15 protein-coding genes are annotated in these 15,035 nt (G+C 52.7%); 4 read left to right on the top strand and 11 right to left on the bottom strand.

Annotated elements, in window-relative coordinates; all coding sequences use genetic code 11:
* Positions 1–100 precede the first annotated feature (100 nt).
* Positions 101–694, top strand: a complete 594-nt coding sequence (gene yhgN, locus AACS05_RS22080) for an NAAT family transporter YhgN (RefSeq protein ID WP_045448493.1) — start codon at positions 101–103, stop codon at positions 692–694.
* Between the two features lie 106 nt (positions 695–800).
* Here the strand turns inward: yhgN and gntU are convergent, their stop codons facing one another.
* From gntU to AACS05_RS22105, 5 genes are all read right to left on the bottom strand, one after another.
* Positions 801–2,141 carry a gluconate transporter gene (gntU, locus tag AACS05_RS22085; RefSeq protein ID WP_045448495.1) on the bottom strand — a complete coding sequence of 447 codons (1,341 nt, stop codon included), beginning with the start codon at positions 2,139–2,141 and terminating at the stop codon, positions 801–803.
* Positions 2,141–2,671, bottom strand: coding sequence for a gluconokinase (gene gntK, locus AACS05_RS22090; RefSeq protein WP_045448497.1), 531 nt, complete (start codon positions 2,669–2,671; stop codon positions 2,141–2,143). Before gntK ends, gntU begins: the two co-directional genes overlap by 1 nt.
* Before the next feature lie 141 nt (positions 2,672–2,812).
* Positions 2,813–3,808: a gluconate operon transcriptional repressor GntR gene (gene gntR / locus AACS05_RS22095; protein WP_045448499.1), complete on the bottom strand. Its 996-nt coding sequence runs from the start codon at positions 3,806–3,808 to the stop codon at positions 2,813–2,815.
* Positions 3,809–3,938: 130 nt separating this feature from the next.
* Positions 3,939–4,634, bottom strand: coding sequence for a quercetin 2,3-dioxygenase (yhhW, locus tag AACS05_RS22100; RefSeq protein ID WP_045448501.1), 696 nt, complete (start codon positions 4,632–4,634; stop codon positions 3,939–3,941).
* 123 nt (positions 4,635–4,757) lie between these two features.
* Positions 4,758–5,795 (bottom strand): oxidoreductase, encoded by a 1,038-nt coding sequence (locus tag AACS05_RS22105; protein WP_045448503.1) that lies wholly within the window; start codon positions 5,793–5,795, stop codon positions 4,758–4,760.
* A gap of 459 nt (positions 5,796–6,254) precedes the next feature.
* Here AACS05_RS22105 and yhhY point away from each other — a divergent pair, with 459 nt between their 5' ends.
* Both yhhY and AACS05_RS22115 read left to right on the top strand, forming a co-directional pair.
* Positions 6,255–6,743: an N-acetyltransferase gene (gene yhhY, locus AACS05_RS22110; RefSeq protein ID WP_045448505.1), complete on the top strand. Its 489-nt coding sequence runs from the start codon at positions 6,255–6,257 to the stop codon at positions 6,741–6,743.
* A gap of 45 nt (positions 6,744–6,788) precedes the next feature.
* A complete protein-coding gene (locus AACS05_RS22115) occupies positions 6,789–7,673 on the top strand; it encodes a hypothetical protein (RefSeq protein ID WP_045448507.1) in 885 nt (294 codons plus the stop codon).
* A gap of 47 nt (positions 7,674–7,720) precedes the next feature.
* Here the strand turns inward: AACS05_RS22115 and ggt are convergent, their stop codons facing one another.
* Positions 7,721–9,466 carry a gamma-glutamyltransferase gene (ggt, locus tag AACS05_RS22120; protein ID WP_045448509.1) on the bottom strand — a complete coding sequence of 582 codons (1,746 nt, stop codon included), beginning with the start codon at positions 9,464–9,466 and terminating at the stop codon, positions 7,721–7,723.
* 117 nt (positions 9,467–9,583) lie between these two features.
* Between ggt and AACS05_RS22125 the strand changes: the two genes are divergently transcribed.
* Complete coding sequence (locus AACS05_RS22125; protein ID WP_045448511.1) at positions 9,584–10,027, top strand: DUF2756 family protein; 444 nt, start codon at positions 9,584–9,586, stop codon at positions 10,025–10,027.
* Here the strand turns inward: AACS05_RS22125 and ugpQ are convergent.
* The 5 genes from ugpQ to ugpB form a co-directional block, all read right to left on the bottom strand.
* Positions 10,024–10,767: a glycerophosphodiester phosphodiesterase gene (ugpQ, locus tag AACS05_RS22130; RefSeq protein WP_045448513.1), complete on the bottom strand. Its 744-nt coding sequence runs from the start codon at positions 10,765–10,767 to the stop codon at positions 10,024–10,026. The genes AACS05_RS22125 and ugpQ overlap by 4 nt on opposite strands.
* Positions 10,764–11,834, bottom strand: coding sequence for a sn-glycerol-3-phosphate import ATP-binding protein UgpC (locus AACS05_RS22135; protein ID WP_045448515.1), 1,071 nt, complete (start codon positions 11,832–11,834; stop codon positions 10,764–10,766). Before AACS05_RS22135 ends, ugpQ begins: the two co-directional genes overlap by 4 nt.
* Before the next feature lie 2 nt (positions 11,835–11,836).
* Positions 11,837–12,682, bottom strand: a complete 846-nt coding sequence (gene ugpE, locus AACS05_RS22140; protein WP_045448517.1) for a sn-glycerol-3-phosphate ABC transporter permease UgpE — start codon at positions 12,680–12,682, stop codon at positions 11,837–11,839.
* Entirely contained in the window at positions 12,679–13,566 is an 888-nt protein-coding gene (ugpA, locus tag AACS05_RS22145) for a sn-glycerol-3-phosphate ABC transporter permease UgpA (RefSeq protein WP_045448518.1), read from the bottom strand. The genes ugpE and ugpA overlap by 4 nt, the downstream gene beginning before the upstream one ends.
* A 100-nt stretch (positions 13,567–13,666) precedes the next feature.
* Positions 13,667–14,983, bottom strand: a complete 1,317-nt coding sequence (ugpB, locus tag AACS05_RS22150) for a sn-glycerol-3-phosphate ABC transporter substrate-binding protein UgpB (RefSeq protein ID WP_045448519.1) — start codon at positions 14,981–14,983, stop codon at positions 13,667–13,669.
* Positions 14,984–15,035: the final 52 nt, after the last annotated feature.

Raw genomic sequence — 15,035 nt, forward strand, 5'->3', positions numbered from 1 at the left:
AAGTGAAATTAATCAATGATAGCGAAGCCATCAGTAATGCGACTTATCCCGCTGCGCAAGCAAGCAGAAAGTCCGCTGTAATTATCAGGGAATTTGACTTATGAATGAAATCATTTCTGCGGCAGTTTTATTGATCCTGATTATGGACCCGCTCGGAAATCTGCCCATTTTCATGTCCGTATTGAAACATACCGAACCTAAACGTCGTCGCGCGATTATGGTTCGCGAGCTGTTTATTGCGCTGTTGGTGATGCTGATATTCCTGTTCGCGGGCGAGAAAATTCTGGCATTTCTTAACCTGCGAGCGGAAACCGTCTCCATCTCCGGGGGCATCATTTTGTTCCTGATTGCCATCAAGATGATTTTCCCCAGCGCAACCGGCAATAGCACCGGACTTCCGGCGGGTGAAGAGCCCTTTATCGTGCCGTTGGCCATTCCACTGGTTGCAGGACCGACTATCCTGGCATCGTTGATGCTGTTATCGCATCAATACCCGAATCAGATGGGACATCTGGTGATTGCACTGCTGATCGCCTGGGGCGGTACATTTGTGATCTTGCTACAGTCATCGCTGTTTTTGCGTCTGCTGGGCGAGAAAGGTGTTAATGCGCTGGAACGCCTGATGGGGCTGATTCTGGTGATGATGGCGACCCAGATGTTCCTGGATGGTGTGCGGATGTGGATGAAGGGGTGATGTACTCGTTTTACGCCGGGAGGCGGCTTCGCCTTACCCGGCCTACGGTGTGGATATGTGCCAGTTTGTAGGCCCGGTAAGCGCAAGCGCCACCGGGCTTTCTAACTCAGCTCAGGAGCTGAAAGGCAATCATACCGACAATTGCACCGACCGTTCCGAGGATAGTTTCCATCATCGTCCAGGTCTTCAGCGTTTGTGCTTCAGTCGCACCGGTGAATTTACCGAACAGCCAGAAACCAGCGTCATTGACGTGGCTGACCACGATAGAACCACCCGCGATGCAAATAGACAGCGCCGCCATCTGCGCCCCGGAGAAGTTCAGCTGTTCAATCACTGGCATCACCAGACCGACCGCCGTTAAGCAGGCCACCGTCGCGGAACCCTGGATGATACGAACCGCAGCCGCCAGCACAAAGCAGGTAATGGCAATTGGCAGCCCCATGCCGGTTAACGCTTCACCCAGTGCCGGACCGACACCAGAATCCACCAGCACCTGCTTGAACACGCCGCCAGCACCAATCACCAGCAGAATAATCCCCGCAGGTTGCAACGCGTGACCACAGATCTCCATCACGCGGTCCTTCGCCATACCCTGACGGATTGCCAGACCATAAATAGCGACCAGGCAGGCGACCAGAATCGCGGTGAACGGGTGACCAATAAACTCAAACCATTCGTAAGCGGTAGAACCGACCGGCACAAAGCGAGCAGCAATGGTTTTCAGGCCAACCAATACCAGCGGCAGCAGGATAAGCGCGAGACTGAAACCAAAGGACGGCATTTTGCCTTCGCCCAGATGCGGCTCGGTAATATCGTCCGGCACATGCAGTTCAACGAAACGACTGATGAAATTGCCCCACAACGGTCCGGCGATAATCATGCCAGGAATTGCCGCACACAGGCCAATCAGGATCATCCAGCCGAAATCGGCGTGCATCTGAGAGGCCAGCAGCATTGGCGCAGGCCCCGGCAGCAGAAACGCTGCAGCCGCCGCCACACCCGCAAACAGCGGGATAACCAGCTTCACGAGGTTGGTGCCCGTATGACGCGCCATAGAGAACGCCACGCTTATCAGCAGCACAATCGCAACTTCAAAGAACAGCGGCAGCGCGCAAATCAGGCCGGCCAGGCCAATCGCATAATGCGCGCGGCTGTGGCCGAAGGACTTCAGCATTTTGACGGCAATCTGATCGACCGCCCCGGTCTCATGCAAAATCTTACCGAACATCGCTCCCAGAGCGACCACAATCGCCAGGAAACCGAGTGTGCCTCCCATCCCTTTTTCCATAGTCGCAGCGATTTTATCGAGCGGCATACCGGAAAAGAGACCTGCACCTATAGAAACCACCATCAAAGCAACGAAGGCGTGCATACGCGCCTTCATCACTAAAAACAGCAGTAATAAAACGGACCCTACTGCTGTTAAAACAAGCGTTAATGTACTCACTACTTACTGCCTTGGTTAATGACCTCAATGGTGCTTGCTACCACACCGTCCAGCGGCTGATCGATATCCACCACCAGAACATCACTTTCGTTCGCACCCGGTTCTTCCAGCGTTTCAAACTGGGTCACCAGCATCTGCGTTTTGAAGAAGTGGCCTTTACGCTCCTTCAGGCGGCTTTCGATAACGTCAAACTCCCCTTTCAGATAGATGAAAGAGAGATTCGGGTTACCTTCACGAAGCAGGTCACGATAGTGTTTTTTCAAGGCAGAACAGACGATAAGCGACACTTTGTTGGTACGCTGCATCGCAAAAGCGGCGTCATTCAGCGCCTGTAACCACGGTTTACGGTCATCATCGTTTAACGGCTCACCGGAAGCCATTTTCATGATGTTGCTGCGTGGATGGAGAAAATCGCCATCAAGAAACGCGGCCTGCAGTTGATGCGCCACTTCGCTGGCGACAGCAGATTTACCGCTGCCCGATACGCCCATCAGAACGTAAACGTGGTGATCATGATTAGTCGTGCTCAAAGCGTTGCCCCCACTGGTACAAGAATCAGGAAATTGTTACGGGTAACTGTTATCGGTAACATTGTCCGACCGGATAAATGGAGAAGCAATATCCATTCGTGCCAGAAGTGTATAAGTGTGAGCTACTTCAAACTTGTTGGGCTAAATAGATCCGCCCGGTGACAAGGTGAAACCTAAATCTAACATTTTAGGGGTAACTGTTTCACCACGGATACGCGCCAGCAGACGTTCTGCGCCAATGCTGCCCATCCGTTCACGCGGCGTGAGCACACTCGCCAGGCGTGGCTCCATCACCTGCCCGATATCGTGACCGTGGAAACCAGCAATCGCCATATCATCAGGGATTTTCAATCCTAACCGCTGGCATTCAAATGCCGCCCCGACAGCCAGGTCATCGTTGGTACAAAAGACACCGTCCAGTTGCGGATATTCACGTCGCGCCTGGCGGATTAGCTCAATACCGGAGGAGTAAGAAGAGGATTGTTCCACCATCACGCTGTAAGGCACCAGGTTCGCATCCCGCATTGCCTGTTCGTAGCCTCTTTGTTTGATGATAGTACGTTCATCAAGACGCGCGCCAAGATAAGCAATATGGCGATGTCCGCGAGCAATGATGGCGGCGGTCATCTGGCGAGCAGCCTCGAAGTTGTCAAAACCCACAGCGATATCAAGACACGGAGTCTGGCTATCCATCAGCTCAACCACCGGGATCCCCGCGACTTCAATCATTTTTAACGTGCGGGGAGTATGACTACGTTCGGTGAGGATCAGACCATCGATATTCCACGACAGCATCGATTCCAGACGCTCTTGTTCCATCTCGGGTTTATAGCCATAGTGCGCCAGCATAGTCTGATAACCGTGAGCGTCAGTAACGGCCTCAATACCGCGTAATACTTCAGCAAAAACCTGGTTGGTAAGAGATGGTAACAGTACGCCGATAGCGCGGCTGGTAGCGTTAGAAAGGATATCAGGAGCACGATTGGGAATATAACCCAGCTCATCAAGTGCAGCGGCAATTTTGCCCCGCAGCGCGACGGAGACCTGCTCCGGATTACGCAAAAAGCGGCTGACCGTCATTTTGGTCACACCCACGCGGTCGGCTACATCCTGAAGTACGGGTCTTTTCTTTTTCATCGTCCTGAAGTATTAAAAAGGGGATAGATATCCCCAGTTTACCACGGACGCGCGGAATTAATGACAAACGATGAAAAGCCGGATGTCGACGCTTTCGCGTTTTATCCGGCCTACAAAGGGTTACAGCACGTTAGACTGGCGGCAGGTCAAACAGTAACACTTCACTATCACTGTCGGCATGGATAGAAATCGCCTGCTCGTCCCAGATAGCCAGTCCATCACTGGTGGACGCTTTGGTTCCATTAATAGTCACATTGCCTTTTACCACCTGGATCCAGACGCGGCGTTCAGCGGCAATCTGATGCACTGACTGCTCATCTTTGACCAGCGCCCAACGGTACAGCTCCATATCCTGATAAACCTTAAGCGAACCATCGCGAGCATCCGGCGAAAGCACCAGTTGTTTGCCCTGAGCGGCATCGAAACGACGTTGCTCGTAACGCGGCGTAATACCGTTCTCCTGCGGAATGATCCAAATCTGATACAGATGCAGCTTCTCAGTATCGCTCGGATTGTACTCCGAGTGACGGATCCCCGTCCCGGCGCTCATAATCTGGAATTCACCAGCCGGAACCTGCTCTTTGTTGCCCATGCTGTCCTGATGCTCTACCGCGCCTTCGAGCACGTAGGTCAGGATCTCCATATCTTTATGGGGGTGAGTACCAAAACCCTGACCTGCGTCGATAACGTCGTCGTTAATCACGCGCAGTGCAGAGAACCCCATAAAATTCGGGTCATAGTAGTTGGCAAAAGAGAAGGTATGCCAGGAATCGAGCCAGCCATGATTAGCATGACCACGGTCGTTAGCTTTGCGTAAATAGATCATTGTGTTCACCCCCAGATGTTTTCGATGAAGTAAGTGTGGACTTAATCAGTCTGGGATCATAGAGGGTGAAAATTGACTCCTCTGTTCAAAAAATATGAACAAACCCAGAGGAGTCGGTAAACGCTATTTGGCGAGCGTTATCGTCGCAGGCGATGCCTGTTCAAACGCACGTTCGAGGATTTCCAGGTTGGTAAGAACTTCAGATTCCTTGACGTAATTGGGCGTACCGGATGTCAGTGTCTGGTACAGCGCATCATAGACGCGACCATAGTCTCCCACTTCCGGTTTCACCTCTTCTTTCACCGTCACACCTTCATCATTGACGTACTCCAGCATCCCAATGGAATCGTCGGCGGCAAAACCGGGTTCACCCGGCATGATATTCGCTTTCAGGCTGGTTTCCTGTTGGTCGATACCGTACTTCACAAACGAGCCGTTCGTACCGTGGACGATAAACTTCGGGTAGTCGATTTTCACCAGATGACTGGTTTTGACAATCGCCTTCAGATCGCCGTAGAACAGTTGTGCTTCAAAGGTATCATCCGGATTCGCTTTGTTGCGCAGACTACGGATGTCATACGCCACATGATCGGGGCGGCCAAACAGCGAAATAATCTGATCCATCGTGTGCACGCCCAGACCATAAAACGCACCGTCCTGCGGCAACCCTGGTTTGGTTTCCGCAACAGGTCGGTAGTAGTCGAAATGGCTTTCAACCTCAACAATCTCGCCCAACTTGCCGCTCTCTATCGCTTTTTTGGCGGTAAGGAAGCAGGAGTCAAACCGACGGTTCTGATACGGAGTAACGGTGAGTCCCTTACTTTTCGCCAGTTCGAACAACACTTTCGCTTCAGCCAGCGTCGGGGTGAAAGGTTTCTCGACCAGTACACTTTTCCCTGCTTCCAGCGCACGTTTGGCGTATTCAAAATGGCTATCGGCGTGGGTGCAAACGATCACCAGTTTCACCTGCGGATCGTTTAAGATCTCGTCGAGGTCGCTGGTGAAGTGAATATGTGAATACTGGGGTGCCTGCTCTTCCGGTTTAGCATGACGACGGAAGATATGAGCAACATTCCAGCTCTCTTTACGGTTAAGGACGTATGGCAAATGGTAGCGCGTGGTGCTTTTACCAAAACCAATGAATGCGCAGTGTAAGGTCATGAGACAGTCCTTTTGAAGGTGATTGTCTACACCATAGCGCAAAGTGGGGGGAGACTGAATATTGGATTCTTTGCCAGATGTGGCGCGGCCTTATCCGGCCTACAAAACAAAAAGATCGACCATCGGCGTCGCCGTCAGTTTGTTCACGGCAAGCGCGCAGGGCCAGGAGCGTACACAGAGTATGTGAGGATTGTGAGCACAGCCCGGGATTAAGCTGGCAAGCAAACTAGTCCGAAACCCAGCCCAAAAAAAAGCCAGCGCAAGGCTGGCTAAAGTAATACTGGAAGCAATGTGAGCAATGTCGTGCTTTCAGGTTCTCCGTAGGGTTCCCCTGAACGCAGAGCAATAATAATCATTCTCATTCGCACTTGTCCACTTCTTTTTGCAAAAAAATGCAGTTGACGGCATTTTCAATCTCAGCGAGTGTAAATACACAATTAACCCTGCAGGAGATAAGGAATGAGTGAGATAGTGATACGCCACGCTGAACCGAAAGATTACGACGCAATTCGTCAGATCCATGCCCAGCCGGAGGTGTACCACAACACGCTACAGGTTCCTCATCCTTCTTTGGAGATGTGGCAGGAAAGACTCGCCGAGCGATCTGGAATTAAACAACTGGTCGCCTGTGTTGATGATATTGTCGTTGGGCATCTTTCCATTGAAGTCGCACAGCGCCCGCGCCGTAGCCACGTCGCCGATTTTGGTATCTGTGTAGATGCCCGATGGCAGAACCGCGGCGTTGCCAGCGCGCTAATTCGCACGATGATCGATATGTGCGACAACTGGCTGCGCGTCGATCGTATCGAGCTCACAGTGTTTGTCGATAATGAACCTGCTGTTGCGGTCTATAAGAAGCATGGTTTTGCAATCGAAGGCACAGGCAAGAAATACGGCCTGCGCAACGGTGAATACGTTGATGCTTACTTTATGGCGCGGGTGAAATAATTTTTTGGGCGAGTTATATCGCCCTTTATCTTGAAAGGACGCATTGTGAAAAAGGTTTTTTCGCTGGTTCTGCTGGCAGCAATCTTCCCCGGCTATGCCACGACCGTACAGAATCTGGACTCCGTACCCCGCGCCATTCACCATCCGGAAGGTAAGCAGATCTTCGCCGAACAAATGATGGGTGCGGCACCTGCCAAAGGGTTTGGCGAACTTCCGCAAGGGTTGGATGTGGCCCAATGGATTGCCTGGGTTGCGCCGAATGAAGACCCCAAAAACCTGATCATGAGCGGTGCCAAAGCCTGGGGCAAAAACGGGAAATACATTGGTGTTGCGTGTTTTGCAGATAATCAGGCAGAGGCAGAACAAACCAGGAAACGCGCAGATAACGGCTGTCCGGAAAATTACAGCACCAGCCGCGTCAATAAATTATATCTCGGCGTATTTTCCTGGCAGAATCAACAGTTGCAGCCGATCGCACGTTCAGAAAACCCGCTGGACCAGCTTTCAACATGGAATAACGCTGCCGAGAAAGAGAGCAATGATGAATCGGTCAGACCGCTGGCCTATTACACCAAACTGGATCTGGCCCCTTATCGGATCGCACCCGATACCCTGGCATTCGGGGTACGCGGCGGATACTCTGATGCGTATTCCGGCGGCGGTGCCTTCTATGAAGTGCTGGAGCTCTACGCGATCAAAGATAACAGGATAATCAACGTCTTTTCCGACCTTGTTTACCAATATCAGGATCTCGCCGGAGACTGGAATCAGGATGGAACGCGACAGCACGACATCAGCGAAAGTAAATACATCCTGAAAATGCGTTCAGCAAAAACCGAGGGGTTTTATGACCTGGAACGCGTTGATCTACAGGATAAAAGCAGTCACATATTTCGCTGGTCCGAATCGAAGCAACGGTATCTCCCGTAACCGACAGATAAGGCCTACAGCGTTCCAGACGATGTAGGCCACTAACCTTAGAACCCTGCCGTTAAATCATCCACAGAGCGTGGATCGGAAGCACCATACAGTGCGCCGTCCGGTCCAACCATGATGCTCTGGGTGCTACCCATAGCCTCTTTCAGCACCACTTTCTGCCCCTTCTGCTCCAGCAGCTTGATAGTATCCGGGCTGAAGCCTTTTTCCACACGCAGTTCATCCGGCAACCACTGGTGGTGGAAGCGCGGCGCATTGGTGGCTTCGGCAACGTTCATTCCAAAGTCGATACTGTTCACCACCATTTGCAGCACAGTGGTGATAATTCGGCTACCGCCGGGGCTGCCAGTGACCAGCCAGGTTTTACCATCTTTGACCACGATGGTCGGTGACATCGACGACAACGGACGTTTCTTCGGACCCACGGCATTGGCATCGCCGCCTACCAATCCGTAGACATTTGGAACTCCTGGCTTGGCAGAAAAATCATCCATCTCGTTATTGAGCAAAATGCCTGTGTTACCCGCCACAATACCAGTACCAAAAGTGGTGTTCAGGGTGTAGGTCACCGCCACAGCATTACCGTCTTTATCCACCACCGAGAAGTGGGTGGTCTGGTTACTTTCATATGGGGCAAGCTTACCTGGCTTAATCTGGCTTGAAGGCCTGGCCTTATTGATATCAATCTGATCGGCAAGGGATTTGGCATAGACCTTATCGGTGAGTGCCTGCCACGGAACCTTCACAAAATCCGGATCGCCGAGATACTCTGAACGGTCGGCGTAGGCATGTTTCTCCGCTTCCGCCATCACCTGCATGGCATCGGCACTGCCAAATCCGTATTTCTTCATATCGAAGTTTTCGAGAATATTAAGGATCTGCACGATGTGAATACCGCCAGAGGATGGAGGCGGCATCGAGAAAACCTGATACCCACGATAGTCGCCGCTGATTGGCGTACGCTCCACAGCTTTATAGGCGGCTAAGTCCTCTTTGGTCATCAGACCACCGTTCTTCTTCATCTCCGCGGCTATCTGATCGGCAATCGCCCCTTTATAAAACGCATCCGGGCCGTTCTCAGCAATCATTTCCAGGCTTTTCGCCAGGTTTGCCTGTACCAGCTTGTCGCCTTTTTTCAGCGGCTCACCGTCTTTCCAGAAAATGGCTTTGCTGTTCTCGTGGTTTGGGATCACTTCACTGCCGTAGGTCTTTAGATCGTCGGCCAGCGCATCGTTAACCACAAAACCCTCTTCGGCCAGCTTCATCGCCGGGCGCACCACTTTATTCAGCGGCAGGGTGCCATACTTTTCCAGAGCCAGCGAGAAACCCGCCACAGTGCCAGGCGTGCCGGAAGCCAGATGTGAAGTCAGCGACTTTTTCGCATCAGCGTTGCCCTGTTCATCGAGGAACATATCACGGGTTGCGCCAGCAGGCGCCATTTCACGGAAATCAATCGCGGTAGTCTTTCCGTCTTTGGTGCGCAGCAGCATAAACCCACCGCCACCCAGGTTCCCCGCCTGAGGATGCGTCACCGCCAGCGCGTAGCCAACGGCAACGGCGGCGTCTACAGCATTGCCACCCTGCTTAAGGATATCAACGCCAACCTGCGTAGCCAGCGCATCCACGGAGGCCACCATCCCCTGCTGCGCGCGCACAGGATGGAACACATCTTCCTCAACACCGTATGACACCGGTGAGGGTGTCGGCGGTGCGGCGGCAACACTAAAACAACTTCCTGAGAGCAGAGCAGCAATGGCTACCCGGCGTAAAAACGTCGGTTTTATCATCGTTATTCTCCAGATGTATGGGGTCAGCCCCCACTAAGCCTGGTGCATAACTCTGAAATAATCATCGTAACGGTGAATAAGGAGTAAACTTAAGAGATCCCCGGGAGGAGAAAAGCGATGAAACGACTCTTGATATTAGCCATGCTATTGCCGTTTGCAGGCTTTGCACAGCCCATCAACACCATGAATAACCCGAATCAACCGGGTTATCAGATCCCGAGTCAGCAGCGTATGCAGACGCAAATGCAGACACAGCAAATTCAGCAGAAAGGGATGCTCAACCAGCAGTTGCAATCGCAGACGCGTATGCAACAGCAGCATATGGAAAATCAAATCAACACCAACTCCCAGCGAGTACGTCAGTCTCAGCCAGGGGAGTTGAATTCCACCCAACAGCAAATGCTGCCCAACAACAACGGTGGGATGTTAAACGGAGCCCGTAATCCGGACAGCTCGCTGAATAAACAGCAGCAAATGCTTCCGGAGAAAAAGAACGGCGACATGCTGAGACCCTCCAACACGCCGCAGCCTAACGTTCCGTTAAAAACGATTGGGCCTTAATCGGGCTGAAAATCAGGGCCAATCACATCAATAGCATCAGTACAAATGCAGTCCACTCCCCAGCGCAACAGCTCAGCAGCGCGCTGGGGCCGGTTGACGGTATACACCAGAATTCTTAAACCCGCATCGCGCAACGCGTCCACTCTCGCCTCATCCAACAGCTTATGGTTAAGATGAATCGAGATGCAGCCCAGGCGCGCGGTGAGTTCTTGCCAGTCTTCACGCCACTCGTCAAGCAGTAGCCCACGCGGCAGTTCAGGAACAGTCAATTGCGCCGCTTCAAGGGCGTCAATCTCGAATGATGAAAGCAGCGGCGGCGTCATTTCAGCCCATAATTCACGCGCGGCGAGCGCGACGGCTTTCCCCGTGATGGTTCCGCTACCCGTGGTAGGTTTAATCTCTATATTCGCCATCATACCGTGCTGGCGACAGCGCTCAGCCACCTGTGAGAGCAACGGCAACGGCTCGCCTTTGAACTCACCGCTAAACCAACCGCCAGCATCCACACGCAGCAAATCCTGCCAGTTCAGTTCACCGGCAACGCCCCAACCGTTGCTGGTACGCTCGAGGTTGTCGTCGTGCAGTAAAAAGATCTCGCCATCCTTCGACAATTTAGCGTCAAATTCAATCATGGTATGCCCGTATCGCGCCCCCATGTCGATTGCCGCCAGGGTGTTCTCCGGAGCCAGTTTGCCGCCACCACGGTGGGCGACAATATGAGGATAAGGCCAGTTACTCATACGCGTTGTCCTGTTTCGCCATCAAAGAGATGCAAATGATTTTCTGGCAGATGCAGCCATAGCGTACTGCCAGCTGTCGGGCGATGCTGATGTGCCAGTCGCACCACCAACTTTTGCTCACCCCAACGTCCGTGTGCCAGGTTATCTGCTCCCAGCATTTCCAGCGTGTCGACTACCAACGGCACGCCGCCTTCGGCTTGCGAGCTTAGCGCAATATGCTCCGGGCGGATACCCAACGTCATTTTCCGTCCACTATAGCGACGATAGTCATGACCGGCAGGCAACGCCATGCCCCCCTCCAGTTCAAAATGGGTACCCGAGGCGCTGATGTGTCCGTCCATCAGGTTCATGGCCGGGCTACCAATAAAACTCGCCACAAAGCGGCTGGCGGGTTTTTCGTATACCTCGACCGGGGTGCCAATTTGCTCAGCGACACCTTTGTTCATCACCAGCACGCGCTGGGCAAGTGTCATGGCCTCAACCTGATCGTGCGTAACGTATAGCGAGGTGGTTTTCAGTCGGCGGTGCAGATGTTGTAACTCAAGGCGCATCTGCACACGCAGCTTGGCATCAAGGTTAGAAAGCGGTTCATCGAACAGGAATACCGCCGGATCGCGCACAATCGCCCGCCCCATCGCCACACGCTGCCGCTGACCACCGGAAAGCTCACGCGGGCGGCGTTTGAGCAGTTCACCCAGTTCAAGAATACGCGCGGCTTCTTTCACCCTCTCCGCAATATGTTCCTTGCCCATCCCGCGGATTTTTAACCCCCAGGCCATATTTTCTTCCACGCTCATATGCGGGTAGAGCGCGTAGTTTTGAAACACCATGGCAATACCGCGATCCTTTGGCTCCATCTCAGTGACGCGCTTACGATCAATCCAGATGTCACCGCTAGTCACCCGTTCCAGCCCGGCGACCATTCGCAGCAGCGTGGACTTACCGCAGCCCGACGGGCCGACCATCACAATAAATTCCCCGTCCGCAACATCCAGCGTCAGCGGTTGAATAACCTGGGTTTTACCGTCCCAGCTTTTGGTTACTGCCTGTAGTTTTAAACCAGCCATTTTTATTTCTCACTGTCTACTAAACCACGCACAAATGCGCGCTGCATGGCTAACACGATGATTACCGGGGGGATGAGCGTCAGCAGCATGGCTGCCATTACGTGGTTCCACTGCGTGGTGCCTTCGCCAGTGGCGATCATGCCTTTGATGCCTGCCACGGCCGTGCCCAAATTAACGTCGGTAATAATTAACAACGGCCAAAGGTACTGATTCCAGCCGTAGATAAAGGTGATGACAAACAGCGCCGCCAGGTTGGTTTTCGACAACGGCAGCACGATGTCCCGGAAGAAACGCATTGGAGAAGCGCCGTCAATACGCGCCGCTTCGACCAGTTCATCCGGCAGAGTCATAAAGAACTGACGGAACAGGAAGGTGGCGGTAGCCGACGCCATCAGCGGTAGCGTCAGGCCTGCATAACTGTCAAGCATCTTCAGGTTGGCGATAACCTCCACCGTTGGAAAGATACGCACCTCAACCGGCAGCATCAGCGTGATAAAGATCATCCAGAAAAACAGGTTACGCAGCGGGAAGCGAAACCAGACAATGGCAAACGCAGAGAGCATGGAAACCGTAATTTTCCCCACCGTAATGCTGAACGCCATGATGAAACTGTTCAGCATCATCAGCCAGAACGGTGCGCTATTGACGCCCACGCCGTTGACCCAGATGGTGTACATGTTTTCCAGCAGATGCGTACCAGGAACCAGCGTCATCGGCGTTTCAAACACTGCTTTGTTATCCAGCGTCGCCGCGACGAACGCGACGTACAGTGGAAAAAGGATCACCATAATCCCCAGAATCAACATGGTATGGCTGAATATTGTCAGCCCGCGACGATTCTCAATCATTGGTAACGCACCTTACTTTCGACATAGCGGAACTGCACCACTGTCAAAATAATGACAAGGAACATCAGCACCACTGACTGTGCGGCGGAAGCTGAGAGATCCAGTCCAACAAACCCTTCACGATAGATCTTATAAATCAGCGTAGTGGTCGCCTGTACCGGCCCACCTGCAGTCGCTGCATCGATAACCGGGAAAGTGTCAAAGAAGGCATAAACCAGATTCACCACCAGCAAAAAGAAGCTCACCGGGGCAATTAACGGCAGCGCCAGTTTAAAGAAACGGCGAATCGGCCCTGCCCCATCAATTGCAGCGGCTTCTATCAGCGAACGAGGGATAGACTGCAAGGCAGCAAAGAAGAACAGGAAGTTGTAACTAATCTGCTTCCAGACGGACGCGAACACCACCAGGAACATCGCCTGGCCACTGTTTTGCGCATGGTTCCAGTCATAGCCAAACTCACCGAGAAAATGCGTAATCAACCCACGTCCGGGGTTGAACAGGAAGATCCACAGCACGGCAGCGACGGCGGGGGCCACGGCGTAAGGTAATAGCATCAGCGTCTGGTAAAGACGGCTACCACGCACCACATAATCCACCAGTGCGGCAAAAAACAGCGAAACCAGCAGGCCGCTTGCCGTGACCAGCGTACTGAACTTCATCGTTGTCCAGAAAGAGTCGAGGTAGTAGATGTCATGGAACAGAGCGACGAAGTTATCCAGGCCTACAAACTGGCTGGAAAGACCAAACGGATCGACGCTTTGCAGTGAATACCACAGCGCTTCACCTGCGGGCCAGATAAAGAAAATAACGGTGATGACCAACTGCGGGGCAACCAATAAGTAGGGAAGCCAGCGCGAGCGGAACACCGGACGGGATGAGGACATTGAGGTTTGATTCCTGAACAGCGCCGGATGGCGCTACGCTTATCCGGCCTACGCGCATTTGTAGGCCGGGTAAGGCGAAGCTGCCACCCGGCATTTCACATTAAGACTTGGTCGATTGCTCAAAACGGCGCAGCAACTGATTCCCACGTTCAACAGCGGAATCCAACGCCTGCTGTGGCGTTTTCTTACCGGTCCATACGCTTTCCAGTTCCTCATCCACGATAGTGCGGATCTGAGGCATATTGCCCAGACGCAGACCTTTGGTAAACGACAACGGCGGTTTGTTCAGCATCTGACGTGTAGCGATATCCGCCCCCGGATTCTTGTCATAGAAACCCTGCTCACGGGTCAGATCGTACGCGGCGGTAGTAATCGGCAGATAACCTGTTTTCTGGTGCCATTCGGCAGCGATTTCAGGTTTCGCCAGGAAGTTGAGGAACTGCGCCACACCCTGGTAGGTTGCTTTGTCTTTACCCTGCATCACCCACAGGCTCGCACCGCCAATAATCGCGTTCTGCGGCGCGCCTTTCACGTCGGCATCGTATGGCATCATGCCTACACCGTAGTTGAATTTAGCGTAGTGACGAATATCAGCCAGAGAACCCGAAGAGGCGGTAGTAATTGCGCAGTCACCGTTGTAGAACTTCTCAGTGGATTCATCTTTGCGCCCGAAGTAGCTGAAATCCCCTTTCTTGTTCAACTCTTCCAACAGAGCAATGTGTTTCACCTGCTCTGGCTTATTGAACTCCAGAACCGCATCGGTACCGTCAAAGCCATTATTTTTGGTTGCAACGGGTAAGCCGTTCCAGGCGCTGAAGTTTTCAATCTGGATCCACCCCTGCCAGCCGCTGGCGTAACCACACTTCATGCCTGCGGCTTTCAACTTCGCGGTGTATTCGGCCAAATCCTGCCAGGTTTTCGGCGGCTGATCGGGATCTAAGCCGGCTTTTTTAAAGGCATCTTTGTTGTAATACAGCACCGGGGTGGAGCTGTTAAACGGCTGAGAGAGTAAGTGCCCGGTTTTAGAGTCGGTGTAATACCCGGACACCGTCGGCACAAACTGGGACTCATCGAAGTTAATTCCGGCCTCTTTAAACACTTCGAAAACTGGCTTAATCGCTTTCGAAGCCATCATCGTCGCCGTACCAACTTCATACACCTGCAGCAGCGCAGGCGCGTTTCCGGTACGGAAGGCGGCAATACCTGCGCTCAGACTCTGCTCGTAATTACCTTTGTACTGCGGAACAATTTTGTAATCGGGGTTGGATTCATTAAAACGTTGCGCCAGTGAATCAACTTCTTTACCCAGTTCGCCTTCCATTGAATGCCAGAATGGGATGGTAGTTACTGCCAGAGCCTGACCTGCAAATGCCAGACTGAGAGCCAGTCCTAAAGCTGTATGTCGTAACGATATCATCGGTTATCTCTCTTGTTGTGCCGGATGCGCGATATCACGCGTTTTATGCTCG

Source organism: Citrobacter sp. S-77 (assembly GCF_963864895.1).
Taxonomy (GTDB): domain Bacteria; phylum Pseudomonadota; class Gammaproteobacteria; order Enterobacterales; family Enterobacteriaceae; genus Citrobacter; species Citrobacter murliniae.